Source organism: Nocardia sp. CDC159 (genome assembly GCF_023740735.1).
Taxonomy (GTDB): domain Bacteria; phylum Actinomycetota; class Actinomycetes; order Mycobacteriales; family Mycobacteriaceae; genus Nocardia; species Nocardia pulmonis.
Genome location: NZ_JAMRXH010000001.1, coordinates 312,172 through 338,173, shown reverse-complemented (window position 1 = coordinate 338,173; position 26,002 = coordinate 312,172). Strand labels below are relative to the sequence as shown.

Annotated in this window: 23 protein-coding genes and 1 riboswitch; of the genes, 17 read left to right on the top strand and 6 right to left on the bottom strand. The window is 70.5% G+C overall.

Going from position 1 to position 26,002, the window contains the following annotated elements; translation table 11 throughout:
* Positions 1 to 69 precede the first annotated feature (69 nt).
* Positions 70 to 882: a hypothetical protein gene (locus NDR87_RS01600; RefSeq protein WP_251909159.1), complete on the bottom strand. Its 813-nt coding sequence runs from the start codon at positions 880 to 882 to the stop codon at positions 70 to 72.
* A gap of 54 nt (positions 883 to 936) precedes the next feature.
* Positions 937 to 1,758, bottom strand: coding sequence for a DUF3097 domain-containing protein (locus NDR87_RS01595; RefSeq protein ID WP_251909160.1), 822 nt, complete (start codon positions 1,756 to 1,758; stop codon positions 937 to 939).
* Positions 1,759 to 1,874: 116 nt separating this feature from the next.
* Between NDR87_RS01595 and NDR87_RS01590 the strand changes: the two genes are divergently transcribed.
* The 6 genes from NDR87_RS01590 to NDR87_RS01565 all read left to right on the top strand — a co-directional run bounded on the left by NDR87_RS01590 (position 1,875) and on the right by NDR87_RS01565 (position 10,184).
* Positions 1,875 to 2,309, top strand: coding sequence for an NfeD family protein (locus NDR87_RS01590; RefSeq protein ID WP_251909161.1), 435 nt, complete (start codon positions 1,875 to 1,877; stop codon positions 2,307 to 2,309).
* Positions 2,309 to 3,595 (top strand): SPFH domain-containing protein, encoded by a 1,287-nt coding sequence (locus NDR87_RS01585; RefSeq protein WP_251909162.1) that lies wholly within the window; start codon positions 2,309 to 2,311, stop codon positions 3,593 to 3,595. The genes NDR87_RS01590 and NDR87_RS01585 overlap by 1 nt, the downstream gene beginning before the upstream one ends.
* Before the next feature lie 57 nt (positions 3,596 to 3,652).
* A complete protein-coding gene (locus NDR87_RS01580) occupies positions 3,653 to 4,168 on the top strand; it encodes a GNAT family N-acetyltransferase (protein ID WP_251909163.1) in 516 nt (171 codons plus the stop codon).
* 273 nt (positions 4,169 to 4,441) lie between these two features.
* Positions 4,442 to 5,821, top strand: a complete 1,380-nt coding sequence (locus NDR87_RS37105) for an ABC transporter substrate-binding protein (RefSeq protein WP_286012937.1) — start codon at positions 4,442 to 4,444, stop codon at positions 5,819 to 5,821.
* Positions 5,818 to 8,463 carry a hypothetical protein gene (locus NDR87_RS01570; protein ID WP_251909164.1) on the top strand — a complete coding sequence of 882 codons (2,646 nt, stop codon included), beginning with the start codon at positions 5,818 to 5,820 and terminating at the stop codon, positions 8,461 to 8,463. Before NDR87_RS37105 ends, NDR87_RS01570 begins: the two co-directional genes overlap by 4 nt.
* Positions 8,460 to 10,184, top strand: coding sequence for a hypothetical protein (locus NDR87_RS01565; RefSeq protein ID WP_251909165.1), 1,725 nt, complete (start codon positions 8,460 to 8,462; stop codon positions 10,182 to 10,184). The genes NDR87_RS01570 and NDR87_RS01565 overlap by 4 nt, the downstream gene beginning before the upstream one ends.
* A gap of 278 nt (positions 10,185 to 10,462) precedes the next feature.
* Here NDR87_RS01565 and NDR87_RS01560 read toward each other — a convergent pair whose 3' ends face one another.
* Genes NDR87_RS01560 through NDR87_RS01550 form a run of 3 tightly spaced genes read right to left on the bottom strand, consistent with a single transcriptional unit; the run spans position 10,463 to position 13,169 of the window.
* Positions 10,463 to 11,254, bottom strand: a complete 792-nt coding sequence (locus NDR87_RS01560) for an ABC transporter ATP-binding protein (RefSeq protein WP_251909166.1) — start codon at positions 11,252 to 11,254, stop codon at positions 10,463 to 10,465.
* Positions 11,251 to 12,306, bottom strand: coding sequence for an ABC transporter substrate-binding protein (locus NDR87_RS01555; protein WP_251909167.1), 1,056 nt, complete (start codon positions 12,304 to 12,306; stop codon positions 11,251 to 11,253). The genes NDR87_RS01560 and NDR87_RS01555 overlap by 4 nt, the downstream gene beginning before the upstream one ends.
* A complete protein-coding gene (locus tag NDR87_RS01550) occupies positions 12,303 to 13,169 on the bottom strand; it encodes an ABC transporter permease (RefSeq protein ID WP_372494068.1) in 867 nt (288 codons plus the stop codon). The genes NDR87_RS01555 and NDR87_RS01550 overlap by 4 nt, the downstream gene beginning before the upstream one ends.
* A 502-nt stretch (positions 13,170 to 13,671) precedes the next feature.
* On the opposite strand from NDR87_RS01550, the gene NDR87_RS01545 reads away from it, so the two are divergent.
* The 6 genes from NDR87_RS01545 (at position 13,672) to NDR87_RS01520 (ending at position 17,602) form a co-directional block, all read left to right on the top strand.
* Positions 13,672 to 14,004 (top strand): transglycosylase family protein, encoded by a 333-nt coding sequence (locus NDR87_RS01545; RefSeq protein ID WP_286012936.1) that lies wholly within the window; start codon positions 13,672 to 13,674, stop codon positions 14,002 to 14,004.
* 179 nt (positions 14,005 to 14,183) lie between these two features.
* A riboswitch (cobalamin riboswitch) is annotated at positions 14,184 to 14,321 on the top strand.
* Between the two features lie 38 nt (positions 14,322 to 14,359).
* Complete coding sequence (locus NDR87_RS01540; RefSeq protein ID WP_251909168.1) at positions 14,360 to 14,575, top strand: CbtB domain-containing protein; 216 nt, start codon at positions 14,360 to 14,362, stop codon at positions 14,573 to 14,575.
* Between the two features lie 21 nt (positions 14,576 to 14,596).
* Complete coding sequence (locus tag NDR87_RS01535; RefSeq protein ID WP_251909169.1) at positions 14,597 to 15,451, top strand: CbtA family protein; 855 nt, start codon at positions 14,597 to 14,599, stop codon at positions 15,449 to 15,451.
* Positions 15,448 to 16,023 (top strand): histidine phosphatase family protein, encoded by a 576-nt coding sequence (locus NDR87_RS01530; protein WP_251909170.1) that lies wholly within the window; start codon positions 15,448 to 15,450, stop codon positions 16,021 to 16,023. Before NDR87_RS01535 ends, NDR87_RS01530 begins: the two co-directional genes overlap by 4 nt.
* Before the next feature lie 131 nt (positions 16,024 to 16,154).
* Positions 16,155 to 17,150 (top strand): serine hydrolase, encoded by a 996-nt coding sequence (locus NDR87_RS01525; protein WP_251909498.1) that lies wholly within the window; start codon positions 16,155 to 16,157, stop codon positions 17,148 to 17,150.
* Positions 17,147 to 17,602 (top strand): helix-turn-helix transcriptional regulator, encoded by a 456-nt coding sequence (locus tag NDR87_RS01520; RefSeq protein WP_251909171.1) that lies wholly within the window; start codon positions 17,147 to 17,149, stop codon positions 17,600 to 17,602. The genes NDR87_RS01525 and NDR87_RS01520 overlap by 4 nt, the downstream gene beginning before the upstream one ends.
* Positions 17,603 to 17,615: 13 nt before the next feature.
* Here NDR87_RS01520 and NDR87_RS01515 read toward each other — a convergent pair whose 3' ends face one another.
* Positions 17,616 to 18,293, bottom strand: coding sequence for a TVP38/TMEM64 family protein (locus tag NDR87_RS01515; RefSeq protein ID WP_251909172.1), 678 nt, complete (start codon positions 18,291 to 18,293; stop codon positions 17,616 to 17,618).
* A 266-nt stretch (positions 18,294 to 18,559) separates the two neighbouring features.
* On the opposite strand from NDR87_RS01515, the gene NDR87_RS01510 reads away from it, so the two are divergent.
* From NDR87_RS01510 to NDR87_RS01490, 5 genes are all read left to right on the top strand, one after another.
* Positions 18,560 to 20,425, top strand: coding sequence for a methylmalonyl-CoA mutase family protein (locus tag NDR87_RS01510; RefSeq protein WP_251909173.1), 1,866 nt, complete (start codon positions 18,560 to 18,562; stop codon positions 20,423 to 20,425).
* Positions 20,426 to 22,699, top strand: coding sequence for a methylmalonyl-CoA mutase (scpA, locus tag NDR87_RS01505; RefSeq protein WP_251909174.1), 2,274 nt, complete (start codon positions 20,426 to 20,428; stop codon positions 22,697 to 22,699).
* Between the two features lie 55 nt (positions 22,700 to 22,754).
* Positions 22,755 to 23,804 (top strand): methylmalonyl Co-A mutase-associated GTPase MeaB, encoded by a 1,050-nt coding sequence (meaB, locus tag NDR87_RS01500; RefSeq protein WP_251909175.1) that lies wholly within the window; start codon positions 22,755 to 22,757, stop codon positions 23,802 to 23,804.
* Between the two features lie 107 nt (positions 23,805 to 23,911).
* The gene (locus tag NDR87_RS01495; RefSeq protein ID WP_251909176.1) at positions 23,912 to 24,334 is read left to right on the top strand and encodes a hypothetical protein; all 423 of its coding nucleotides are present in this window, start codon (positions 23,912 to 23,914) and stop codon (positions 24,332 to 24,334) included.
* 21 nt (positions 24,335 to 24,355) lie between these two features.
* Positions 24,356 to 25,930, top strand: a complete 1,575-nt coding sequence (locus NDR87_RS01490) for an adenylate/guanylate cyclase domain-containing protein (protein WP_251909177.1) — start codon at positions 24,356 to 24,358, stop codon at positions 25,928 to 25,930.
* The last annotated feature ends 72 nt before the right edge of the window (positions 25,931 to 26,002 follow it).

The following is a 26,002-nucleotide window of genomic DNA, read 5'->3' as shown; positions in this document are numbered from 1 at the left end:
CGTCTGCCTCCCAGTATCCGCCGCGTCGCCGCGATGGTCCGGCGGCGAGCGTGGCCGATGTCGCGCGGTTCAGCGGGTGGTCGAGGCGGCGTGGATGGCGGCCAGGCGTGCGGTGCGGATGGCGTTCCAGAGCGGGCGCAGCAGGGTCTCCTGGGCCTGCATGGCGCTGGCCGACGCGGGGGAGGAGGCGGGCGCCTGCTGGGCGACGGTGAGGATGGCCGCCACGTGATCGGCGGAGTCGAGGATGCGCCGGGCGCGCAGCGGAGCGGAATCGGGATAGATGTGGCGGGACAGCTCGGCCAGTTCGGCCTCGATCAGCTCGCGCGGGTCGTCGTCGCCGGTGCCGATGCCGGTGGTCTGCAGGCGCATGAGGGCGTCGGCGGCATCGCGAACCGCCTGGCGCATGGCGTATTCCGCCTCGCCGAGCGCCATATCGGGGACGGGGGCCGGGATGGGCGTGTGGTAGACGGTCCACTGCAGCGTGTCCTCGTCGAGCCACTGCGGCACCAGGCCGGTGCCGTCCGCGCCGGGCGATCCGATCAGGATGCCCTCCTCGGCATCCATTGCTGCCGTGGCGAATTCGGTGCCGGTCGGCAGTCCCCGCGCATCCCCGGGCACCGGCAGCACCAGTCGCAGCTGCGCCCCCGGATCGCCCATCGCCTCGCGAATGACCTTGAGCAGCGCCATGATTCCCGATCCGGCGTCGAGCGGCTCGGCGGCGGGCCAGGGCAAGCCGGTGTGTCCCCCGGTCACCGGGTCACCGGCCGCGACGCTCTGCCGCGCCGCCCAGGCCCGCAGCGCGTCCAGCACGTCGTCGGGTGCGCTGCGCCCGGCCAGCCAGGAGCCGGCCCACACCGTCAGCGTCGCACTGGGGGAACACATGTTTTCGAGCATAACTGCGCCGTTGCGTGCGCACCGGGCGGTGGGCGCGCGGCGTTACCGCGGCTCGGTGACGAAGTCGATGAGCCGTTCCACCGCGCCGATGAGCGGTGATTCCAGATCGCGGAAGGATTCCACCGCGGCGTACACCCGCCGCCAGCCGTCCTGTGGCGTGCCCCACCCGAGGCGGCGGCACACCCCGGTCTTCCAGTCCTCCCCGCGCGGCACCTCCGGCCAGGCCGCGATGCCCACCGCCCGCGGCCGCACCGCCTGCCAGACGTCGACGTAGGGATGCCCGGTGACCAGGACGTGCGGGCCCAGTCCCGTGGTGAGCGAGGTCTCCTTCGACCCCGCGACGAGATGATCGACCAGCACTCCCACCCGGCGCTCGGGACCCGGTTCGAATTCGCCGAGCTTTTCGCCCAGATTGTCCAGTCCCTCCAAATGCTCCACGACCACGCCCTCCACTCGCAGATCGTGTCCCCACACCCGTTCCACCAGCGCCGCGTCGTGCACGCCCTCCACCCAGATCCGGCTGGCCCGCGCCACCCGCGCGCGCAGGCCCTCCACCCGCGTCGAGCCGGACGCCGAACGGACCGGTTGGCGCGGCGTAGCAACCTTCGGGCGGATCAGCGTCACCGGCTGCCCGTCGATCAGGAACGCGGCCTCGCGCAGCGCGAACAGCCGCACGGTGCCGTGCCGATCCTCGAGTTTGACGAATTCGCCGTCGTAGCTGCGCTCGAATCCGACCACGGCGCCGCAGAACCCGCTCGCCGCGTCCTCGGCCACCAGATCGGGCTCGGCCACCACCCGCGGTACGGCTCGTTTCCGCTTTCGAGCGTGTCCGGAAAAGATGTCTGTGTAGTCCCGCGCAGTCACGGGCACGAAAATACCTGGGGTCGTGAGTTTCCCAGGGGTCACGACACGATTCCGGATGCGTGCAACACGACCGCAACACCTACGCCGAAAACGGGCGAAGCGGGTACGGTGAGAGCGTGGCCGCAATCGTATGGCTGGTCGCGGGGATTCTGCTCGCGGCCGCGGAGATGCTCACCGGGGATTTCACGCTGCTCATGCTGGGCGGGGCCGCGCTGCTCACCGCGGGCGTGTCCGGTGCGGCGGGTACCTCGCTGATCGTGGACGCGATCGTCTTCGGGGTGACGTCGGTGGGCCTGTTGCTGCTGGTGCGGCCGATGTTGTTGCGTCGCTTCGCCTCTCCACCACCCACGCCCACGAATGTGCATGCGCTGCCCGGCAAGACCGCGCGGGTGCTCGAGACCGTCGACGGCGACAGCGGCGGCCGGGTCAAGATCGACGGTGAGGTGTGGAGCGCTCGTCCGTTCGACCCGTCGGAGGTGTACCCGGCGGGGGAGACCGTCTACATCATGAAAATCGACGGCGCGCACGCCGTCGTGTGGAAGGGGCCGTGATGGCTGTACTGATCGTCGCCGTTGTCCTCATCCTGTTGGTCGCGGTGGTGGTGTTCAAATCGATCGCGCTGGTGCCGCAGGCCGAGGCCGCGGTCATCGAGCGGCTGGGCCGGTACTCGCGCACCGTCTCCGGCCAGCTGACGTTCCTGGTGCCGTTCGCCGACCGGATTCGGGCCAAGGTGGATCTGCGCGAGCGCGTGGTGTCCTTCCCGCCGCAGCCGGTGATCACGCAGGACAACCTCACCGTCCAGATCGACTCGGTGGTGTACTTCCAGGTCACCAGCCCGCAGGCCGCGGTTTACGAGATCAGCAACTACATCGCGGCCGTCGAGCAGCTGACCATCACCACCCTGCGCAATGTGGTCGGCGGTATGACCCTGGAGGAGACGCTGACCTCCCGCGACCAGATCAACTCGCAGCTGCGCGGCGTGCTCGACGAGGCCACCGGGCGCTGGGGCCTGCGGGTGTCGCGCGTGGAGCTCAAGGCCATCGATCCGCCGCCGTCGATCCAGGAGTCGATGGAAAAGCAGATGAAGGCCGACCGCGAGAAGCGGGCCATGATCCTCACCGCCGAGGGTAATCGCGAGGCGCAGATCAAGACCGCCGAGGGCGCCAAGCAGGCGCAGATCCTCGCGGCCGAGGGTTCCAAGCAGTCGGCGATCCTGTCCGCGGAGGGTGAACGGCAGAGCCGGATCCTGCGCGCCCAGGGTGAACGGGCCGCCTCCTATCTGCAGGCCCAGGGCCAGGCCAAGGCCATCGAAAAGGTCTTCGCCGCCATCAAGTCCGGCAAGCCCACCCCGGAACTGCTTGCCTACCAGTACATGCAGACCCTGCCGCTGGTCGCGAAGGGCGATGCCAACAAGGTGTGGGTGGTGCCCAGCGATTTCGGCAAGGCGCTGGAGGGTTTCGCCAAGCAGTTCGGCGAGAAGGGCGAGGACGGCGTTTTCCGCTACGAACCCAGCGCCGACGGCGATACCGGTTCGCGCCCGGAGGACGACAGCGACGACGTCGCCGACTGGTTCGACGTCAAGACCGACCCGGCCGCCGAGCGCGCGGTGCGCGCGGCCGAGGCCGCGGCGGCCACCCCGGTCGAATCTCCGCTGGTGAATCCGTCGGTGCGACACCTGGGTCCGCAAGCCGGAATCGGGCAGGCGCAGCCGTCGCAATACCAGCCCCCGCAGCCGTACCAGCCGCCGCAGGCCCAGCAGCAGCCACAGCAGCAACAACAACAACGCGGCAGCGATGTGGAGCGGCCGTGGCAGCCGCCGGAGTATCCGGGGCGCTGACGGATGCTCGTGCGATAGCGACGACCGCGCGCCTCGCCATCCTCCCGGCAGCCACTCATGGCGATCAGACCCGGTACCCACCGTGACGCCGAATCCGTTGCGGCGCTGCACACCCGGAGCTGGCGGACCGCCTATGTCGGCATCATGCCCGACGAGTATCTGAACGGGCCGCTGCTGGAGGATCGGCTGGCGCTGTGGCGGGACCGGCTCGCCGGAGACCGGTCCGACGGGCAGCTGTTCGTGCTGGACGGGGCCGCCGAGTTACTCGGGTTCGTCTATCTACTCCCGCGTTTCGACGGCCGCATCCTGCTGGACAACCTCCATGTGCGACCGGATGTCAAACGTGGCGGCATCGGCGGCAGGCTGCTGCGGCACGGACTGGCCTGGGCCGCGACGACCCATCCCGGACGGCCGGTCTATCTCGAGGTCCTGCGGGCCAACACCCCCGCGATCACCTTCTACGAACGCCACGGCGGCCGCCGCACCGGCGAACGGGTCGCGCATTTCCCGCAGGGCTTCGCGCTGCCCGAACTCGAGTACACCTGGGCGCCCGCCGCATTCGGATCACCGTGACGCCGAGCGCTCGGCCGCGCCGCGTTCGACGCGGAATTCGTGATCCTCGGCAGCGGTGCGAGAGCCTCGATCAGGACCTCGGGTGCCACCGGGGTGCCCTCGGCAGAGATCGGCCACCCGGTGACCGCGCTCCAAATCGTGGCCAGCGAAGGGGTTCGGCGCAGTCCATGCTCGGGTGCCGAAGGGCCATGTGCGCCAGCTTATCCGGGCAACCACCGCGTTCTCGGCGTGGCGAGCCCGCCGGGCGGGCATGCTGATGGTCGGGAGGTGCCGATGGGTTCGAGGGGGAACAGGCTCACGCGGCGTGCGGTGTTGCGGGCAGGGGTGGCGCTGCCGGTGATGGCCTGTGCGACCGATCCCGGGCGGGGGGATGCCGTGCGGGTGGCGGTGCCGTGGAGCGGGTCGGAGCTGGCGGCCTTCCGGGCGGTGCTGGCCGGGGTGGCGTCGCCGGAGGCGGGGGCGCCGGGGTATTCGGGGGCGGTCGAGGTGGTTCCGCTGGGCGACGATATCGATATCGCGCTCAACGCGCGTGGGCGCGATGCGCCCGATATCGTCATGCTGCCGGATGCGGGGCGGGTTCGGGAGTTGGCGGGCACCGCGCTGCGGGCGGTGGGGGATTCGCTGTGGCAGTCCCAGGGGCGGCCGCGGTATCCGGACCCGTGGTGGGATCTGTTGCGGTACGGCAGTTCCGACGCGGTCGGTCAGTACGGGGTGCCGTTCAAGTCGGCGAACAAATCGCTGGTCTGGTACGACCGGACGGCGTTCGTGCCGGATACCGAGCTGGCTCGCAGCGATCCGGCGGGTGATCCGCCGCGGGCGTGGACGCTGGCGGAGTGGCCCGAGCGTGTGCGCGAATTCGGCGGTGGCGGGCGAAGATTGCTCGCACTGGGTGCGGCCGACGGCTGGAATCTGGCCGCCACCTTCGCCAATGTGCTGCGGTCGGCGGCCCCGGGCGACTACGAGGAGCTGGCGCTCGCCGAAAGGGCCGGAGGCACAGCGCCATTGAAACGTCGGGACTGGCGGCGACGCGGGGTACGCGAGGCACTGACGCTGCTCGGATTGCTGTGGGGCGAGCCGACCGCCTTTCCCGGCGGGGTCGCCGCCACCCTGCGCCGCCAGTTCCCGGATGCGGTGCGCGAGGTGTTCCAGCACCACCGTGCGGCCATGGTGGTGGCGCCCGATTTCGCCGAACCCATCGTGCGGCGGTGTCTGCGGGCGGTCGGCCGTTCGGATGTGACGGTGGGCGTCATGGCCTTTCCCGCCGTGGACCGCGGCTACCGCGCGCCCAATATCGGCGGTGGCGATGTCATGGTCGTCACCGCCGCCGCGAGTGATCACGCGGAGCAACTGGTGACCGCGCTCGCCGCGCCCACCGCCGCGCTGCCGTGGCTGACTCGATACGGCGGCTTCGTCGCGCCCAGTGCCGAAACCCCGACCCCGGCCTCCTACCACGGCATCTTCGAAACCGTCGCAACCCGGCTGAACAGCTGGGACATCTTCGATTTCGCCGATCTGATCGGTCCCGGCGGCCGCCGCAACGGGCTGTGGCGCATCCTCACCGACTTCCTGGTCGATGTGGGCCACCGCCGCCGCGGCCGGGTGGCGGAGGCGGTGGAATTGGCGGTGGCGGCGCTGGACCGGAGCGTGCCATGAGCTCCTGGCATCTCGACACCGACGGGCTGACGCTCGAATTGGCCCCGCGTCGCCCGGCGGGTCCGCTGATCCGGGGCCGGTACCTGCACCGGCTCGCCGCGGCCGCGCTGCAGATTCCGGCGGCCGTGCTGATCCTCGGGGTGCTCGTCGTCCCCGCGACGGCGACCGTGATCACGGCCGCGGAAACCCGTGCGGGCGCGGTGATCCTGCTGGCCTGTGCGATCGTCGTGGCCGCGGCCGCGGTGGTGGATCGGCTGCGGCGCAGCGGCTGGCGGCCGGGCCGGGCGGCGGGGTGGGCTTCCGCGGCCCTGCTCGCCCTGGCCGCGACGACCGCCCTGCTGGTCCACCCGCCCGGGACGTCCTTCGGGGCGCGCGCGGTGGGCTCCGGAATCCCTGCGGTACAGTCGGCCGATCGGGCGAGTGAACCGGCGCTGTCGCCCGAAACCGCTGTCGAGGCCGCCAACTACCCGTTCCGCGAAGGTGTTTCGACAGTCGGCGCGCCGGGGGTGACGTCGCCGCCCGGTGAGCGGGCCGCCCAGGGTCCGGTGCCACCCGCCTCGGCCGTTACCGCCTCCAGCGGTGTCCCGGCGGTCGAGGAACTGCCGATTCGCTCCGAGATGCCCGCGCGAGCGTCCGGAACGCCACCGGATCGGCCGACGGCCCAATCGAATTCGACTCGCGACCAATGGTCGCCGCCCGCGGCGTGGCTGGCGGCCGGGGTGCTCGCGGCGGCCGCGGTGACGAGCCTGTGGTGGCCGCGGGTGATGCGGGGACGCTGGTTGCTCCCGGTATCGGCCATCGTGCTGGTGGTGCCGACGGAATTGTTGTTCGCGGCGCGGCAGCGACCGGGGCTCATGGTGTGGAGCGCGGTGGTGCTCTGTGTCGCGACGGGCTCGGCGTTGCTGTGGCGTCGGATTTCGCCGAGTCGGTCGGAGCTGGCGCTGGCGGCGGTGCCCGCGGTGGCGGCGGCCGTCGCGGGGATGGGCGTGGTGGCCGTGGGGTTGTCGGATGCGGGGCGGCAGGCGTACGCGATCACGATCGTGTGGGTGCTGGGGGCGCTGGGGGTGCTGCTGCCGGTCGCGGTGTGGGCGGCGTGGGGCAGGGGGCGGCGGAGATGGTGGCCGTGGTGGCCGCTGGTGGTTCCGTTCGGGATTTCGGCATTCGTTGCGGGACTGGCGTTTCGGCTGATCTTCGAGCCGCCGGTGGATGCGGTGGGCGGGGTCGGCGGGCAGCTGGTGCTGTATGCGGTGATGCTGGGCGCGGCGTTCGTGTGGACGTGGTTCGGGGCGTTGTTCGTGCTGCTGCGGGCGGCGGTGGACGGTATCGCGGCCGATCCGGTGCGCAGCGCGTATCTGCACGAGCGCACCGGGGCGCGGCGTTGGCTGCGGCTGCTCGGATTGCTCGATCCGGTGCTGCTCATCCTCGGACTGGTGGTCGCGGTGGCCGCGGCGCGGATATTCGATGTCGTGCTGATCGCGGTGCCCGGCCCGGGGCAGTACGTGCTGAACAGCGCGACCGTGCACTGGTGGCGGCTGACCTCCGATCCGGGGCTGGGACAGGTTGGGGCCGAGGCGTATTCGCTGCCGCTGGCCATCGTGGTGGGGCTCGGTGCGTGGCTGCTGCAATCCGGCACGATCCGGCACCGCACCCGCTGGCCGCGGCCGGATCCGCGGCCGATTCCGGTGCGATTGCGGTTGCGCCGCCCGCGCTGGGCGAGCGGGTGGACCGGGCGCGCGGCGGCCACGCGGATGGGTGCGACGGTCGAGGCTCGCCTCGCGCGGTTCACCGGGGCCGGAGTCGCCGCCGGTGCCGGACGAGTGGTCCGCGCGGTGGCGATGCGGATCGGGGCCGCGGCGGTGCTCGCCGCCCGGGCCGGTGGGCTGTGGCTGCGGGTCGGTGTCGTCGCCCTGCTGATGCTCTCGCCCCTGGCGGTACTCGCGGCGGTGAGCTGGTTCGGGCCCGACGGCGCGGCCCTCACCGGCCCGGAATCGGTATGGCGGGACGACGAGCTCTGGCAGGCATTGCTGCAGACCGCCTGGGTGGCAGGGTTTTCCACGCTCCTGACGGTCACCGCGGCGCTGCCGCCCGCCTACTACGCGGCGGCGCTGGACCCCGACGGTAGGCGCTCGCGCCTGATCGTTGTGGCGCTGGTGGTGCTCGCGGTGATGCCCGCGCAAATGTATGTGGGCCGCATCCGTGCCTTCGTCGACGACTACGGGCTGGCGGGCACGTCGATGCCGCTCATCCTCACCCACGCCGCCCTGGGCCTGCCCATCGCGATCCTGATCCTGCGCGGCGCGCTGCTCTCGCCGCCCGATCTGCCCGCCGACGCCGGACGCGGTCCGGTCGATGCCTCGCTCGTGCTGCGGCGGGTGGGGGCGGCGGCGGGACCGGCCCTGGTCGCGGTCGCGGTGCTGCAACTGGTGCAGGTGTGGAACGATTTCTTCGTCGGATTGCTGGTCAGCGGCGCCGATGCCAGTCCGTGGTCGTTGCTGCTGTGGAGCGAGGCGCGCCAATTCCACGAGAATGTGGCGCATTTGGCGGCCGGGGCGCTGTTGTCGGCGGTGCCGCCGGTGGTATTGCTGCTGGCCACCTGGCGGCGATTCCTGGTGCCCGGATTGACCGGCGGGGTGCTGCGATGACAGCGCGGGAGTCACCGCGTGACGAGCCGTCCCTGGAGGTGGTGGCGAAATCCTCGGCCTGGCAGGGCTTTCTGAGCGGCGCGACGGTCATCGCGACCTCGATGCTGCTCGAGATCATCAGCAAGCTGCTGGAGAGCTGGGTCGGCGAGAGCGGGGTGCTGTCGTCGCTGTCGTACTGGCTGAGCCGGATCGCGGTGCTGGTGGTCGTGCTGGCGGCCGGATATGTGCTGTGGCGCAGGCTTTCCGCCGTGCGCGAGCGGATGCGCGCCGAGCGCGAGCTGCGGCTGACCGCGGATCTGGTCCCGCCCGGTCCCGCGCCGCCGACGATGCCCGGCCCGCCCGCGCCGCCGCGGGTGGATCCGGGGCTGAACGGCGATATCGTCGCCGCGGTGCTGCGGGAGTTGCCGTTCGACCGGTATGCGGCGGCCGCGCTCTACGACACGGTCTCGGCCATGCTCGTGGTGTGGCGGCGGGTGCCGCAGGCGTGGCCGGCGGAGCAACGTTCGGCGACGGCGGTGATCGCCGATCTGGTGCGCACCGGGGCGCTGCGCCACGGCGAACACGACCGGCTGGTGCGCACCGCCGTACCGGAGCGCCCCGCGCGCGCCGAGGTGCTGGCGAGTCTGGAGTGGGAGGCGGCGCTGCCGAGTCTGCTGCGTCATCACGCCGACCGCGCCACCCGCTGGGCCGCCGCGCTCGACTCCGCCCACCTCGCCTCCGGCGCGCGCCGCTGGTTCGAACAGGAACAGGACCAGCTGCGCACCCTGATCGCCCGAACCGCCGCGCACGCGGCCGATTTCGCGCCGTCCCTGCTCGACGCCGCCATCCCCGAGCTGACCCGCATTGTCGACGCGCTCGACCTCTGGTCGGTCCGCGATGGTAGCGAATCCGCCAACCGGGCTGTCCTGCAGGCCCTTCCGCCCCTGATTCCGCGTTCCCGCTATCCGCTCGAGTACGAACTGGCCCGCATCCGCACCGGCCACCCCGTCCCGACCTCCCACATTTCCTGGCTGCACCCCTACAAGGCCGCTCTCGCCGCCCGCGCCGACACCCTGCGCGCGCTCGCCCTCCTGGAGTCCCCACCGCCGAACCAGCCTGATCTCAAAAAAGAAGGGGGAGAGCGGAACACGCCGCCGGTCGCGGCCGACGAGGCGGTCCGGCTGCTCGAGCGGGCGTGGCGGCGGTTGCCGCGCCGCGATGTCGCGGGTGAGGTGGGCGCCCTGATCGATCTGGGCGTGCTGCATCTGCGGGAGGGTCGGCTGGGAGTGGCGCGGGATCGGCTGGACGCGGCCCGGGTGCTGGCCGAGGCGGGACGCGATCCGGCCGGGGCGGCGCATGCGGTGGAGACATCCGGGGTGATGTGGTGGGCGCGCGGGGAACGGCGGCGGGCGTTGCGCAGCTGGCAGCGGGCGCTGCGGACCTACCGGGAACTGGACCACCGCCTCGGCATCGCGCGCTGTCTGCAACATCTCGGGTCGGCCCTGGTCATCGCCCCGGAATACGGCGCCCTGCTGCTGCCGGAGGACACCGACCGCGCGCAGGTCGTGCGACAGGCCGCGGGCTGGCTGGCCGAATGCGAACGGCTCCGCCGCCACCCGCCCGGCCACCACGATCCCACCTGCCTCGCCAGTCGCTATCGAGACCTGGCACGCGCAGCGGTCGGCGAGCCGTTGCCGACCGGTATCGATCGATGGCCGTCGGCCGAGCCGGACCACCTCTGAGGCGGTCGCTCCCGCGGGCAGACACCTCCGCGGGACGGCTCCAGCGTCGCCCATCCCATCCAGGCGCGGCGTGGCCGATGGGCAATCGCGACGGCCCGCGGCCCGGGGAACTCGTGACGGCGAAGAAATTCAGGATCGGTTTTGCCGGTAACGAATTCGGCACCGTGGCGAAGCGCGTGTACCGGGGACGCCCCCGGGGGCAGCCGGCTTCGGACGCGCCGACGACCGTGTCCGTCGCGGTCCGATCACCGGGTTGCCTGGGCGCGCCCGGGTGCGCTTCACCCGTGCGCGTCGTAGATAGCCTGCGCCAGAGCGGATTTGAGCGCCTGAAACTCGGGAGTCGCGGTGACCGCCAACTCGCGAACGCCGTCGGCGGTATCCCCGGGTAGCTCGATGCGGCGATCGACGATGATCCGGCCGGGCCGCGCGCTCATCACCAGCACCCGGGTGGACAGGAAGACCGCCTCGGCCACCGAATGCGTCACGAAGACAATGGTTTTGCCCGCCCGTCGCCACAGCCGCAGCAGCTCCACCTGCAGTCGTTCGCGGGTCAGCTGATCCAGCGCCCCGTAGGGCTCGTCCATGAGAATGATGCGCGGATCGTTGGCCAGCACCCGCGCGATCTGGGCGCGCTGCTGCATGCCGCCGGACAGCTCGTAGGGGCGCTTGTCGGCCGAGTCGGCCAGGCCGACCAGCTCGAGCAGCCGCAGCGCCTCGGCGCGGCGCGTGCTGCGGTCCACGCCACGGCATTTCGGGCCGAATTCCACATTGCCGCGCACCGACAGCCATGGATACAGCGTCGGCGACTGGAAGACCACACCGCGCTCGGGTCCGGGCCCGGCCACCGGATCGGGCCCGACCAGCAGGCTGCCGGCGGTGGGGGTCAGGAATCCGGCCAGCAGATTGAGCAGCGTGGACTTCCCGCAGCCCGACGGCCCGACGACGCTGACGAATTCGCCGGGCTCGATGATCAGATCGGTGGGCGCCAAGGCGACCGTCGCACCGCTGGCGGTGTCGTAGGTCTTCGACACCCCCGTCAGCACCACCCGATCGTCGACCGCCGTCGTCACTTGACGCTCACCCGCGCCGCATCGGAATAGCTTGCGCCGGAATACACTTCCGGCCCGGCCACGCCCTGCACCTCACCCTGGCCCAGTAGGAATTCGGCGGTGCCGCGCAGATCTTCGCCCAATTGCCCGCCCAGATATTCCGGGCCCGCCTGGGCGCGTGCGCCGGGATAGGAGTATCCGGCGAGCTGCTTGCGCACGGCGTCGACGGGCACGCCCAACTGAGCTGCGATATGGGCGGCCGCCTCGGCGGGAGCGCCGTTGATCTGCCCCACCGCCCAATCCTGCACCGCGGTCCACACCGCGAGGAATTCCGGATTGGCCGAGACGAAGTCGGCCCGTGCGCCCGCGAGGTCGTAGGTGGGCTTGCCCCCCTGGGCGGTCGCGGCGGCCGAGGTGACGACGTGGCCGTCGGTCAGCAGCTGCGACAGCGTGGGCTCCCAGATGAACGCGGCATCGATCTGATCACCCTTCCACGCACCGAGAATCGCATCGGGCGTGAGGTTGACCAACCGCACATCCTTATCGATCCCGGCCGCCGACAGCGCCGCCAGCAGGCTGTAGTGGGCGGTGCTGGCGAACGGCACGGCGATGCGCTTACCACGCAGCCCGGCCACCGAGGTGATCGCGGGATCCTTGGCCACCAGCGATTCGGCGGTGCCGATCACATCGTGAATCCAGATGGCCCGCAGATTCTGCCGCAGCGGGGCCGAGAGGGCGCGTGCGAGCGCGGCGCTGCCCAGCAGCCCGATATCGAGGGAGTTCGCGCCGAACGCCTGGATCACGTCGGCCCCGGAGGAGAACTTCGACCAGGTGAACGTCCCGTTCGGCAGGCAGGTGTCGAGTAGGCCGGTGTCCTTGACGATCAGATCGCCGTTGGGAATGTCCTGATATCCGATTCGCACACTGCCGGTGAAGGTTTCGTCCACCGGTACCGGGCACGCCACCGCCGGACCCGTCGACCGCGACGAGTCGGTGCGCCCGGATTCGACGCATCCGGTCAGCGCCAGGGTCAGCGCGCCGACGAGCGCTGCGGCGACGAGAGTCGTTCTCATGCCTTACCTTTCCACGGGACGGCCACCGCGCCGATCCCCTTGATCGCGGCGTCGAGGGCGAGCGCCGTGCCGCCGATGACGATGATGCAGGCCAGCGTGAGCGGCGTGTCCAGGCGCTGAGCCGCCAGATAGGCGAGTCCGCCGATGCCGGGGATGCCGTTGTTGAGCTCGGCCGCCACCACCGTGGTCCAGGCGAATCCGATCGCGACCCGGATTCCGCCGATCACCTCCGGCGCGGTCGCGGGTAGCAGCACCCGGGTGATCACCTGCACCCGGCTCGCGCCGAGCGACCGCGCGGCATTGATCCGATCGGCCGACACCCCGTGCACCCCGGCCATGGTCGCGATCACCATCGGTGGGAAGGCCGCCAGGAACAGCAGCCAGATCTTGGCGGTGTCGCCGATGCCGAACCACACGATGAGCAGGCCGATATAGCCCAGCGGCGGCAGCGCCCGCAGGAAGTTCAAATACGGCTCCACCACGGCCGCGACGATTTTCGAGGTGCCCAGCACGAAACCCACGACGGGGCCGAGCACGACCGCCGCGCCCGCGCCCGCGCCGATGCGCTGCAGGCTGGCCACCAGGTGTTCCCAGAGGAAGTAGTTCTGCTCGCCGCGCACCTCGCGCGGCACGCCCGGTGCGAGCCGATGCCAGCTGTTGGCCCGCGCGAACGCCTCCCAAACCGCCCCCGGGCCGGGCAGGAACTGCGGATCGATCAGCCGCGCCGCACCGATGGCCCACCACAGCCCCACGAATCCGACCACCGACAGCACCCGCACCGCGACGCGGCGGACACGGGGCGAAAACCCGGTGGCGGGGGCGGATGTCCTGGGAGCCGCTCGACCGGCCGCGATGCTGATCACCGGGCGTCCCACCCCGTCGCCGTCTCCGACACCCCGTCGCCACCTCTCTCGCGCTCGATCGAACCGGATGGCCGGGTACGAGCCGCGCCCATCCGGGGCGATCCTCGCCCGGCGGCGCCCGCCCCGGCCAGGGCCACGATCAGCGTGATTCGAATCGAGCGGGCGTACCCATGGGGCTGCGACGCGAATCACTATAAAGCGGTGATCTCGCGCACATAACGACATGGTAACTACAGAAATGTAGTCCGCGTTTCTTCCGGTCCGAACTGCGTAAATGCCGGCAGTCTCATCCAATGGTCGAGACCGAGCTTGGCGTTATCAGTACGTGATCTTCCGCGAATCGTTGGTTACGGTCGTCTCCGGCTCGCATACCGGGCCGAAACTCGGATCGCTGAACACCGGTAACCCTGTCCCACGATCCGAGTTCCACCCGACATCCCTGGGGGCAGGGACCCGGCCGCGAATCGGCGCCGGGCCGTGTGGGCGCAGGCAGGAAACCTCTATGTCTCGCAACCGGAAGTTCAGCACCCGCGCATTCGGATTCGCCGCCTTCGCCGCGCTCGTGGCCGTTCCGTTCGGCCTGTCGGCCACCGCGTCCGCCGAGGGTGGGCACAACTGGGACGCCGTCGCGGAGTGCGAGTCCAGCGGCAACTGGGGCGCCAACACCGGCAACGGGTTCTACGGCGGTCTGCAGTTCACCCAGGGCACCTGGAGCGCCAACGGTGGCTCGGGCAACCCGGCCAACGCCAGCCGCGCCGAGCAGATCCGCGTCGCGGAGAACGTGCTCGCCTCCCAGGGTGCGGGCGCCTGGCCGGTCTGCGGCGCCTACCTGTAAGTTTCGCGAGACCGCGAACGAAAACGGTCCGCCCTCGAATTCGGGGGCGGACCGTATTTTATTTCCGGTCGGCAGAGTTCGCCTAGAGAATAAAATCTGCAACTTGCCGGCTATCTCAACTTGGAATACGGTCCAGATCCGCCGCGCGTGCAGTAGGGCATCCCGGGCGGCGCGCGCCGATTGACCGGCAAGTCGGGGGTTTCGTATGGTGAGTGGGCGATGAATCGAGGAATCCGGTGCGAAACCGGAGCGGTCGCGCCACTGTGAGCACCCGTCCGGGTGCGAGCCAGACCCTCGCATCGCCTGGTCTGTCCGACGACGGGGACGCGTAATCCCCTGTAGTTAAGGAGTCTTCGTGGCTACGTCCTACGCTCCCCGCTCCGGCGTCCCCGCGCTCTCGCTCTCGATTCCGAGCACCGCCCTGTGGCTGGTCGGCACCACGGTGCTCGCGCTGCTCGCCGTTTACTTCGTCGGCTTCGACCAGGGTGCGGTGTCGGTCTTCGGGGACGACATGCACGTGCACGAGTTCGTGCACGACGGGCGGCACCTGCTCGGATTCCCCTGCCACTAGTCGCGGAATCGAGCTCACACAATGGAAAAGCGGATCATCGGCCTGGGCGTGCTGTTCGGCGCGCTGGGCGGCCTGCTGGCCTTCGTCTTCGCCCGGGTGCTGTCCGAACCGATCATCGACCGGGCCATCGACTACGAGGGCGGGCGCGAGGACGCGCGGCTGGAGTTGGACAGGGCCGCCGGGCATGCCGTGGAGCATGTGCACGAGGCGGAGCTGTTCACCCGTTCGGTGCAGGCCAATGCGGGCCTCGGCTTCGGGATCATCGTCTTCGGCGCGGCCGTGGGCGCGCTGTTCGCGGTCGTGTACTGCATCGCGCTGGGCCGCGCCGCCCGGCTCGCCCCGCGGCCACTGGCGCTGCTCGTTGCGGGGGGTATGTTCCTGGCGCTGTACGGCGTGCCGTTCGTGAAGTATCCGCCCAATCCACCGGCGGTCGGCAACGCCGACACCATCGCCGAACGCACCGGGCTGCATCTGGCGATGGTGGCGCTCACCGTGGCGCTGCTGCTGGCGGCGATCTGGCTGAGCCGCAAACTGCAAGCGCGCCTGGGGGTTTGGAATGCCGCCGTGCTCGCGGGCGCGGCCTTCGTGGTCGTGATGGGTGTCGTGATGGCCCTGCTGCCCTGGCCGGGAGAGCTGGGCGCCGAGCCGGTCGGCGGCGGCTTCGCGACCGACACGCCGCGACCGCTGACCGACCCGTCGGGCCGCATCGTCTTCCCGGGCTTCCCCGCCGACGACCTGTACTACTTCCGCCTGTATTCGCTGCTGGGCCAAGTGATCCTGTGGACCGTCATCGGCTTCGGCATGGCCACCCTGGCCCCCCGCCTGCTGGCCCGCGCCGGCCACCGCGACGAGAGCGCGCCCGCCGCGCCGGCATGAGCAAGCTCACCCGCCTCACCCTGATCACCCACGCGCTCACCGACGCCGTCGCCGCGGCCCGCTTCCCGGCGGACGAGCCGATCAACGAACTCGGACGGCGCGCGCTGACGAAGGTCGGCCGGCCGCATCTCGTCGACCGCGCCGACCTCGTCCTGACCGGCTCGGAAGCCCGCACCCGCGCTACCGCCGCGGCCCTCGGCGCGGCGGCCACCCCCGAATCCGCGCTCGCCGATCTGAATTACGGTGCCTGGGCAGGCCGTTCGATGGACGCCCTGCCGCCCGCCGACCTCACCGCCTGGCTCACCGACCCCGGCCACCGCCCACCCGGCGGCGAATCGCTCACCGACCTGCTCGCGCGCGTGTCCGCCTGGCTGCCCACGCTGACCGCCACGCCTCGGCGAATCGCCGCCGTCACCCATCCGGCCGTCGTGCGGGCCGTCATCCTGCTCGCCCTCGACGCACCCCCGAAATCCTTCTGGCGCATGGATATCGCGCCGCTGAGCGCCACCACCCTGCACGGCCGGTCGACGTCCTGGACGCTGCGCGCCACGGCCCACCCGCTGAGCTCGTGAACTGACCAGCTGCGCCGCAATAGATCTCGACATCGGTCGTGCTGACGGCTATCGTCGGTGTATCGCTATTACGGAATTTCGGATTTACGGGGGAACCTATGTGGAGCAGGCTTGCTTTCGTCCTTGTCGTGATGGTGCCGGCGCTGGTGGGATGTTCGAGTCACGCGGCGTCCGGCCCGGACTGCGCGCCGATGCCTGCCGCGGATGTGAACTCGTCCGAGGGCTGGCTGGGGCGAATCAGCAAGGAACCGAATGGTATTGCGATCGCCGTCGACGACGGGCGGGGTCATACGGTCGGGCGTCGCATCGATGACCAGCAGCCCATCGCCTCGGCCGTGAAGGTCGTCCCACTCGCCGCCTACGCCCGCGCCGTCGCGGCGGGAACCCTCGATCCCCACGAACGCATCCCCGTCGGCGAATGGGAGCGGTGGGCCTTTCCGGGCACCGACGGGGGAGCGCACGAACAGGCACGCTCACGGCTGCCCGGCGACACGGTCACTCTCGATGAGATGGTCAGCGCGATGATCCGGGAAAGCGACAACGCCGTCCCGGACTATCTGCGCGACCGTCTCGGCGACCGGGCCCTGATCGACGCCGCCGAAGCGGGCGGATGGCACGAGTATCAGCCGTCCTCGAAGCTCGGCGATGCGATTCGCCTGCTCGATCCTCAGGTCGTGGACGTGTGGGCGGCGGCGCGACGGTACGCCGCCGACCCGGCCTATCGCGCGGCGATGCGGTCGAAATCCATGCCGTCCTTGGAGATTCAAGCCTCCTGGGCGGACACCACGCCTACGGCGTCCGCGCGTCAACTGGCATCGATGCACCGGTCGATCGCCACCGGCAGCTTCGGAGCCGGTTCGGATATCGCCCGCGCCCATTTGGAATGGCGGCCCGCGCCGGACGGTTTCGTCGCAATGGGTTTCAAGGGCGGTGCGTACCCCGGGGTCCTGGCCGACGCGATCTATCTGCGTCGAGCCGACGGCACGGTCGCGACGGCTGTGCTGCTCGAGCGCCGTATGCCCGAGAAGGCATGGGAGAGCGCGCTGACCAGCTTCAGTTCGCAGGAGCTGCTGGTTCGCGCCGTGGCGGAACCGGACATGTTGCGCCGATTAACGTGTGCGGTATGACCGATGTCGAGACCAGGCTCGCGGAATTGGAAGCGCGAATCCAGGCGCTGGAGGGCCGTCGCCGCTCCGATGTCCCCGCCCGCGGATTCATCGAATACCGTGGCAGCGTCGACTTCGGCGGCGAGATCCACTGGACCATCAGCTACGGCGCCGCGGCGGTGCTCGAACTGCCCGCGCCCGCCCGGGTGGAAGTGCTTGCCGCGCTGGGGCATCCGGTCCGGCAGGCGCTGGTCCAGACGCTGCTCGACGGTCCACGCACGGGCGGCGAACTGGCCGAGGCCGTCGGCCTCACCTCGACCGGCCAGCTCTATCACCATATCCGCGCGCTCTCCTCGGCGAAGATCGTCGAACAGCACGGCCGCGGCGCCTACCGCATCCCCGGCTCCAAAGTGATTCCGGTACTGATACTGATGACCGCGGCGGCCGATATCGCCGAACTGCTGCACGCGTGACGCGGCGAGCCGATCAGGCGTCGGCGGACTCGGGGAGTGGATCGGCGAATTGATCCGCGCCCCAGCGGGCGTCGACGATCAGGCCGACCACGCCGATGGTGATGCAGATCGCGGACAGGACCAGCAGTCCGGGCTCGGTCCTGCCGGTGAGGGCGTCGCCGAGCACCACCACGCCGATCGTGCCCGGCAGCACGCCGACCACGGTGGCCAGCAGATACGGCAGCATCCGCACCGAGGACAGTCCCGCGCAGTAGTTGATGATCGAGAACGGCACCGGCGCGATCAGGCGCAGCGAGCCCACGGCGAGCCAGCCGCGTTTGCGCAGCCGCCGGTCCACGGCCCGAACCGCCGGATGGGTCAGGCGCGCGGCGACCTGTTCGCGGTCGAGCGCCCGGACCAGCAGCAGTGCCAGCACCGCGCTGACCGTGGTCGCGGCGACGGCGAGGGTGATGCCGAGGGCGGGGCCGAACAGCAGTCCGGCGCTGAGGGTGAACACGGTGCGGGGGAACGGCGCGACCGTCACGATCGCGTGGACCAGGAAGAACGCCAGCGGAAACAGCGGGCCGACCGAATGCGCCCAGTCCCGGATCTGCTGCGGCGTGGGATGCGGTGCGAGCAGGGTCGCCGCGACCAGGGCGCCGGCGAGCAGGAGCAACGCCAGCAGACGCGGATCACGGAATCTTCTCGGCACAGCGGTCCAGGCTACCGAACCGCGTTGCCCCACCTGCCGTTCGGGCCGCGGCGGCGCGGTGCGATGCTGTGGTGTGCGTAACATCGGTGCCCGCAGAGAATTCTCGTTAACTTAGTCGGGCTTCTGACCTGCTCGAACGGTTCCGGTGACGCCCTGCGAACGATCCGCACAGCGGCCTGCGAAGACGCTGCGAAGGGTTGGGCGCGGGCGCGGGTATCGGGTATGGCTGAAGGTGTCGGATGAGAGTGGAAGAGGAAACAGCAGCGATGCCGATCGATTCGGATCCGGACGCGGCACGGGTCGTGCCCGGATATGCCGCGTGGCGCAAGGGCGTGGCCGGGGTGCTGGCCAAGGCCCGCAAGGTGGACCCGGCCGAGCTCGGCGACGAGCCGGAGCGACTGCTCACGGCCTCGACCTATGACGGATTGCGGATCGCCCCGCTCTACACCCGCCGCGACGAGCTACCCGAACAGCCGCTGCCCGGGGCCTTCCCCTTCGTGCGCGGCGGCGACGCCACCCGCGACGTCCATCGCGGCTGGCATGTGAGCGCCCGCTTCGGTGGCCCCGACGCCGCGACGGCCAACCGCGAGATTCTCGCCGGACTGGAGAACGGTGTCAGTGCGGTCTGGCTGGGTGCCGGTGCGCGCGGCGTGCCGGTGACCGAGCTGGCGACCGCGCTGCGGGGGCTGCTGTTCGACCTGGCCCCGCTGACCCTCGAGGCCGGTGCCGAGACCGCGGCCGCGGCGGCGGAGCTGTTCGCGATTCTGGACGGCTACCAGACCCCGCGGCGCGAGGCCATCCAGGTCGTTCTCGGCGCGGCCCCGCTGACCAACCGTTTCGCGGGCGTCGTCGATCTCGGCCTCGACGAGACGGTCGCGTTGGCGCGGCGGGCGATCGCGCGGCCGGAAACCGTTCGCACCGTGGTGATCTCGGGTGAGGTCTTCCACAATGCGGGCGCCTCGGACGCACAGGAACTCGGCGCGGCGATCGCGGCGGGCCTGGCGTATCTGCGCGCCTTCACCGCCTCCGATATCGATACGCTCGCGGCCCTGCGCCAGCTGAGCTTCCGCTTCGCCGCCACTGACGATCAGTTCGCCACCATCGCGAAGTTCCGTGCGGCCCGACGCTTGTGGGCGCGGGTCGCGCACGAGCTCGGCGCGCCCGATCTGGGTAACGCACCCCAGCACGCGGTCACCTCGGCGGCCATGATCACCCAGCGCGATCCGTGGGTGAACATGCTGCGCACCACGCTGGCCGCGTTCGGTGCGGGCGTGGGCGGGGCGGACCTGGTCACGGTGCTGCCCTTCGACGCGGCCCTGCCGCCGGGCGAACTCGAGGTGTCCCAGGCGTTCTCCGATCGCATGGCCCGCAACACCCAGCTGCTGCTGCTCGAGGAGTCGCATCTGGGCTTCGTCCAGGACCCGGCCGCGGGCTCCTGGTACGTCGAAAGCCTCACCGACGCACTGGCCGCCGCCGCGTGGGAGTTCATGCGGGAGCTCGAGCGCGCGGGCGGCTACCTCGCCGCCCTGGACTCCGGTCTGCTGGCCGAGCGCGTCGCCGAGACCAGGGCGCGCCGCGATTCCGATGTGGCACACCGCAAGACGGCCGTCACCGGCGTGAACGAATTCCCTAACCTGGCCGAGAAGCCGCTGTCGGAGGCGGCGCGCCAGCCCAGCGCCGAGGTCGCCCGGTACGGCGCGGCCTTCGAGGCGCTGCGCAATCGCTCCGACGCCTACCTGGCCCGCCACGGCAACCGCCCGCAGGGCCTGCTGGTGCCGCTGGGTCCGGTCGCCGAACACAATGTGCGGGTGACCTTCGCGGCCAATCTGCTGGCCTCGGGAGGTATCGAGACCACCAATCTGGGCATCCTGTCCCTCGACGAGATCGCCGCGGCGGCCACCGAATCGGGTGCGGCGCTGGCGGTGCTGTGCGGCTCGGACGCGCGCTACGCCGCCGAGGCCGGCGCCGCGGTGGAGCGGCTGCGCGCGGCCGGTGTGGCCACGGTGCTGCTGGCCGGGCCGGAGAAGGCCGTCGCCGAGCTCACCGGGACGCAGCGGCCCGATGGATTCCTGACCGCGCGCATGGACGCGGTGGCGGCCCTGTCCGAGCTGCTCGAGAGGCTGGGAGCATAGATGACGACACGCGAATTCAAGCATGTGATCGGCAGTTTCGCCGATGTGCCGCTGGATGCCCCGAGTGCGGCGCGGGTGAGCGGTGAACAGGTCGAGCAGTTCGTGCGCGCCGCCGCGGCCGCGAATCACTATGCGCCCGAACAGCTGCTGTGGGCCACACCCGAAGGCATCGACGTGCGGCCGGTTTTCACCAAGGCCGACCGGGATGCCGTTGTCGCCGCGGGCTATCCGCTCGACAGCCTGCCGGGCATCGCGCCGTATGTGCGCGGGCCGTATCCGACGATGTATGTGAATCAGCCGTGGACCATCCGCCAGTACGCGGGATTCTCCACCGCCGCCGATTCCAACGCCTTCTACCGCCGCAATCTACAGGCCGGTCAGAAGGGTCTGTCGGTGGCGTTCGACCTGGCCACCCACCGCGGCTACGACTCCGATCACCCGCGCGTCACCGGGGATGTCGGCATGGCCGGGGTCGCCATCGACTCCATCCTGGACATGCGCGAACTGTTCGATCACATTCCGCTGGACCAGGTTTCGGTGTCGATGACCATGAACGGCGCGGTGCTGCCGATTCTGGCGCTGTACGTGGTGGCCGCCGAGGAGCAGGGCGTCAAGCCCGAACAGCTGGCCGGAACCATTCAGAACGACATTCTGAAGGAGTTCATGGTCCGCAACACCTACATCTATCCGCCCAAGCCCTCGATGCGGATCATCTCCGACATCTTCGCCTACACCTCGGCGAAGATGCCCAAGTTCAACTCCATCTCCATCTCCGGCTACCACATCCAGGAGGCCGGGGCGACGGCCGATCTGGAGCTGGCCTACACCCTGGCCGACGGCGTGGAGTACATCCGGGCGGGGCTGGACGCGGGCATGGCTGTCGATCAGTTCGCGCCGCGGCTGTCGTTCTTCTGGGCGATCGGCATGAACTTCTTCATGGAGGTCGCGAAACTGCGTGCCGGACGGCTGCTCTGGAGCGAGCTGGTGGCGAAGTTCGAGCCCAAGAGTCAGAAATCGCTTGCCCTGCGCACACATTCGCAGACCTCCGGCTGGTCGCTGACCGCGCAGGACGTATTCAACAACGTGGCGCGCACCTGCGTGGAGGCCATGGCCGCGACCCAGGGTCACACCCAGTCCCTGCACACCAACGCCCTCGACGAGGCGCTGGCGCTGCCCACCGACTTCTCCGCGCGCATCGCGCGCAATACCCAGCTGCTGATCCAGCAGGAGTCCAACACCACCCGGCCCGCCGATCCGTGGGGCGGCTCCTATTACGTCGAGTGGCTGACCCATCAGCTGGCCGAGCGCGCGCGGGCGCATATCGCCGAGGTCGAGGCGCACGGCGGTATGGCGCAGGCCATTTCGGAGGGCATTCCGAAGCTGCGCATCGAGGAGGCCGCGGCGCGCACCCAGGCCCGCATCGATACCGGCCAGCAGCCGGTGATCGGGGTCAACAAGTACCAGGTCGCCGAGGATCACCCGATCGAGGTCCTCAAGGTCGACAACACCCGCGTGCGCGCCGAACAGAACGCCAAACTGCACAAGCTGCGCGCCGAACGGGATTCGGCCGAGGTCGAGCGCACACTGGCCGAATTGACCCGCGCCGCGGCGTCGTCGGGGGGTGGCATGGCCAACAACCTGCTCGCCCTGGCCATCGATGCCGCGCGGGCCAAGGCGACCGTCGGCGAGATCTCCGACGCGCTGGAGAAGGTGTACGGGCGGCATCAGGCCGAGATCCGCACGCTGTCCGGTGTCTACCGCGAGGAGGCCGGGAAGGTGACCAATATCAGCCGGGCGATCGAACTGGTCGAGGAGTTCGCCGAGGCCGAGGGCCGTCGCCCCCGCATCCTGGTCGCCAAGATGGGCCAGGACGGGCACGACCGCGGGCAGAAGGTGATCGCCACCGCCTTCGCCGATCTCGGCTTCGACGTCGATGTGGGCCCGCTGTTCCAGACCCCGGAGGAGGTGGCGCAGCAGGCCGCCGACAACGACGTGCACGTGGTGGGCGTGTCGTCGCTGGCGGCGGGCCACCTCACGCTGGTGCCCGCGCTGCGGCAGGCACTGGCCGAGGTCGGGCGGCCCGACATCATGGTCATCGTGGGCGGGGTCATCCCGCCCGGTGACTTCGACGAGCTGTACCGGGCCGGTGCGGCGGCGATCTTCCCGCCGGGTACCGTGATCGCCGATGCCGCGATCGATCTGCTGAAGAAGCTGGCCGCCGAACTCGGCCACGAGATCGGCGGCGGCGCAGGACAATCCGTCGACGCGGAATGATCGAGCGTACGAAGCCGGGCGACGGTCGGCCCGTGGCACGGGTGGCGGGAGGGGAATGAGCGAGCGCGCAGAACCGAGCGACGGCGGTACGGCCGGGGCACGGCCGGTCGCGCGGCGGCGGACGATCGACGTCGACGAGTTGGCCGAGTCGGTCCGCGCGGGAGAGCGGGCCGCCCTGGCCCGGGCGATCACCCTGGTGGAGTCGACGCGGGCCGATCATCGCGAGCTGGCGCAGCGGCTGCTGCTGGCCGTGACCCCCGATGCCGACGCGATCGAATCCAATCGCGTGGGCATCACGGGTGTTCCGGGCGTGGGCAAGTCGACGTTCGTCGACGCGTTGGGCATCTATCTGATCGGGCAGGGCCATCGCGTGGCGGTGCTGGCGGTGGATCCGTCCTCCACCCGCACCGGCGGCTCGATCCTCGGCGACAAGACCCGGATGGCACGGTTGGCGGTGCGGCGCGAGGCCTATATCCGGCCCTCGCCGACCGCGGGCACCCTGGGCGGCGTCGCCAAGGCGACCCGGGAGACGATCGTGCTGCTCGAGGCCGCGGGCTACGACGTGATCCTGGTGGAGACCGTGGGCGTGGGCCAGTCCGAGGTGACCGTCGCCAATATGGTCGACGTGTTCTGCTTCCTCACCCTGGCCCGCACCGGAGATCAGCTGCAGGGCATCAAGAAGGGTGTGCTGGAGCTGGCCGATCTGGTCGCGGTCAACAAGGCCGACGGCCGGCACGAGGTGGAGGCCCGCGCCGCCGCCCGCGAACTGCAGGGTGCGATGCGGCTCATCCATCCGCGCGAATCACTGTGGCGCCCACCGGTTCTCACCATGAGCGGGCTCAACGGGACCGGGCTGGACCGATTCTGGGACACCGTGCTCGAGCATCGCCGCGTGCTCACCGAGGCGGGGGAGTTCGCCGAGAAGCGCCGCCGTCAGCAGGTCGACTGGACCTGGACCATGGTCCACGACCAGCTGTTGCGGCGGCTGGCGGACAACCCCCAGGTGAAATCGATCCGCGGTCAGGTCGAAAAGCAGGTCCGCGACGGATCGCTCACGCCCGCGCTGGCCGCCGAGGAGATTCTGCGAGCCTTCGACGCCCGGTGAAATTCCATTCTGGAAAGGCCCCAAAGTGGATAATCCGGCCGCGTGGAAATAGCTGGCGAGTAGCGTGATAGATCCGCTCCCGCCGTGGGGGCGGAGGAGTGTGGACCATGAGCCGCAATCCGATCGCCGGACCGCCGATGTCGTTGCCGCCGGACCACCCGCCCGGGGACTCGATCCTGGTCACCGTGGGGGATATCGGATGCAGTCCGACCACGGTGTACACCCCGTCCGGCGCGCATCCCCTGGCGGGGACCACCTGGATTCTCACCAATCAGACCACCGTGCGCGAGCGAATCCCGACCTACGCCATCGTGCTGGCGGTGGTGTTCGTGCTGGCCTGCTTCCTCGGATTGCTGTTTCTGGCGATTCGCGAGCAACGCATGGAGGGATTCGTTCAGGTCAGCGTGCAGGGGCCGGACTTCTACTACGCGACGCAGGTGCCGGTCGGCAGCCCGCAGCAGGTGTTCGACACCGAGCGGCGGGTGAACTACATCCGCGCGCTGGTGGCCGCGTCGCGACAGCAGGGGTGATCTTGCCCCTACGCTGCATGCATGGTCGACGATGACGTGACGCCCGCGGCGCTGGGACCGGCGCCCTGGGGTTCTCGGCTGCTGGGCCCGGCCGAGGAGGGGTCGATGCGCCGCCGCATCCGGGTGCAGGCGCTGCTGACCCTGCCGCTGATCATTGGAAATGTGGTCGGCATCGCGGTGGCGATCGTGCTCATCGTGTTCGTGCTGCCCGGGCCCTCGGTGCTGACCTGGTCGCTGGTCTGGCTGAATTTCGTTGCCGCCCCGCTCTATATCGCACTGGCGCTGCTGATCGGACTGGTGTGGGGGACGACCTCCGGACTGCGCACGCTGCGCTGGGCGACCGATCCGGATCGAGTGCCCACCGAGCGCGAGCAGATCGCGTCGGCGGCGGTGCCGCGTCGGCTGGTCGTGCAGCAGGCGGTGCTGTGGCTGGGCGGGCTGATCGTGCTCACGCCGATGTACGCCGCGGTGGATCCGGCCTTCCTGCCGAAGTTCGTGCTGGGCGGGGGATTCAGCGCGATCGTGGTGTGCGCCTTCAGCTATCTGACCGCGGAGTTCGCGCTGCGGGTGGTCACCGCGCGGGTGCTCGATGCCGCGCCGTCGCGGCGGCGGCGCGGCATCGGCGTATTCGGGCGGCTGGTGCTGGTGTGGACGGTCGGTTCGGCGACGCCGGTGGCGCTGCTGATGGTGGTCGCGGTGCTGGCGCTGTCGGGCGTGTCGGTCAGCAAGGAGCGGCTGGCGGTGTGCGTCCTGTCGCTGGGCGGGGTGACGCTGGTGTTCGGGCTGCTGTTACTGGCGCAGACGCTTTCGGCGACGGTCGCGCCGATTCGGGGCGTGCGCAGCGCGCTGCGCCGGGTGGAGGACGGCGCGCTCGATGTCGCGGTCACGGTCTACGACGGCACCGAATTGGGTGAGCTACAGAGCGGTTTCAACCGCATGGTGCAGGGGCTGCGCGAGCGCGAGCGGCTGCGCGACCTGTTCGGCCGCCACGTCGGCCACGATGTCGCCGCGGCGGCGCTGGCGCGCAATCCCGGCCTCGGCGGCGAGGAACTCGAGGCCGCCGCGCTGTTCGTGGACATCGTCGGCTCGACAACCATGACCGCCACCCGCCCCGCCGCCGAGATCGTCACCATTCTCAACCGCTTCTTCGCCATTGTGGTCGACGAGGTCGAACGGCACGGCGGCCTGGTCAACAAGTTCGAGGGCGATGCCGCCCTGGCCGTGTTCGGCACCCCCGCCCCGATCGCGGACCCGGCGGGCGCCGCCCTGGCCGCGGGACGCGCCATCGGCGAGCGCATCCGCACCGCGACCGAATTCGATGCCGGAATCGGCGTGGCTGCGGGCCGGGTGGTGGCGGGCAATGTCGGCGCGCATCGCCGCTATGAGTTCACCGTCATCGGCGATGCCGTCAACGAGGCCGCCCGCCTGTGCGAACTCGCCAAACAGGATCCGGCGCGACTGCTGGCCTCCGCGGCCGCGGTCGAGTCCGCCACCGCGGACGAGCGGCGGCGATGGGAGCTCGGCGAAGAGGTCACGCTGCGGGGACGGACTCGGCCGACGCGCCTGGCCCGGCCCGGCGGCGGGCCGGGCGAGTGATCAATTCTGGGCACGGGTGAAGGATCAATCGTGGGCTCGGGGAGTGATCGATTGTGGGCTCGGGCGAGTGAT

What these genes read in the sequence shown, in the direction of transcription:
- NDR87_RS01600 (WP_251909159.1), bottom strand. Translation starts at nt 882, where the DNA reads ATGTGTTCCCCCAGTGCGACGCTGACGGTGTGGGCCGGCTCCTGGCTG.
- NDR87_RS01585 (WP_251909162.1), top strand. Translation starts at nt 2,309, where the DNA reads ATGGCTGTACTGATCGTCGCCGTTGTCCTCATCCTGTTGGTCGCGGTG.
- NDR87_RS01580 (WP_251909163.1), top strand. Translation starts at nt 3,653, where the DNA reads ATGGCGATCAGACCCGGTACCCACCGTGACGCCGAATCCGTTGCGGCG.
- NDR87_RS37105 (WP_286012937.1), top strand. Translation starts at nt 4,442, where the DNA reads ATGGGTTCGAGGGGGAACAGGCTCACGCGGCGTGCGGTGTTGCGGGCA.
- NDR87_RS01570 (WP_251909164.1), top strand. Translation starts at nt 5,818, where the DNA reads ATGAGCTCCTGGCATCTCGACACCGACGGGCTGACGCTCGAATTGGCC.
- NDR87_RS01565 (WP_251909165.1), top strand. Translation starts at nt 8,460, where the DNA reads ATGACAGCGCGGGAGTCACCGCGTGACGAGCCGTCCCTGGAGGTGGTG.
- NDR87_RS01555 (WP_251909167.1), bottom strand. Translation starts at nt 12,306, where the DNA reads ATGAGAACGACTCTCGTCGCCGCAGCGCTCGTCGGCGCGCTGACCCTG.
- NDR87_RS01545 (WP_286012936.1), top strand. Translation starts at nt 13,672, where the DNA reads ATGTCTCGCAACCGGAAGTTCAGCACCCGCGCATTCGGATTCGCCGCC.
- NDR87_RS01535 (WP_251909169.1), top strand. Translation starts at nt 14,597, where the DNA reads ATGGAAAAGCGGATCATCGGCCTGGGCGTGCTGTTCGGCGCGCTGGGC.
- NDR87_RS01530 (WP_251909170.1), top strand. Translation starts at nt 15,448, where the DNA reads ATGAGCAAGCTCACCCGCCTCACCCTGATCACCCACGCGCTCACCGAC.
- NDR87_RS01525 (WP_251909498.1), top strand. Translation starts at nt 16,155, where the DNA reads ATGGTGCCGGCGCTGGTGGGATGTTCGAGTCACGCGGCGTCCGGCCCG.
- NDR87_RS01520 (WP_251909171.1), top strand. Translation starts at nt 17,147, where the DNA reads ATGACCGATGTCGAGACCAGGCTCGCGGAATTGGAAGCGCGAATCCAG.
- NDR87_RS01510 (WP_251909173.1), top strand. Translation starts at nt 18,560, where the DNA reads ATGCCGATCGATTCGGATCCGGACGCGGCACGGGTCGTGCCCGGATAT.
- scpA (WP_251909174.1), top strand. Translation starts at nt 20,426, where the DNA reads ATGACGACACGCGAATTCAAGCATGTGATCGGCAGTTTCGCCGATGTG.
- meaB (WP_251909175.1), top strand. Translation starts at nt 22,755, where the DNA reads ATGAGCGAGCGCGCAGAACCGAGCGACGGCGGTACGGCCGGGGCACGG.
- NDR87_RS01495 (WP_251909176.1), top strand. Translation starts at nt 23,912, where the DNA reads ATGAGCCGCAATCCGATCGCCGGACCGCCGATGTCGTTGCCGCCGGAC.
- NDR87_RS01490 (WP_251909177.1), top strand. Translation starts at nt 24,356, where the DNA reads ATGGTCGACGATGACGTGACGCCCGCGGCGCTGGGACCGGCGCCCTGG.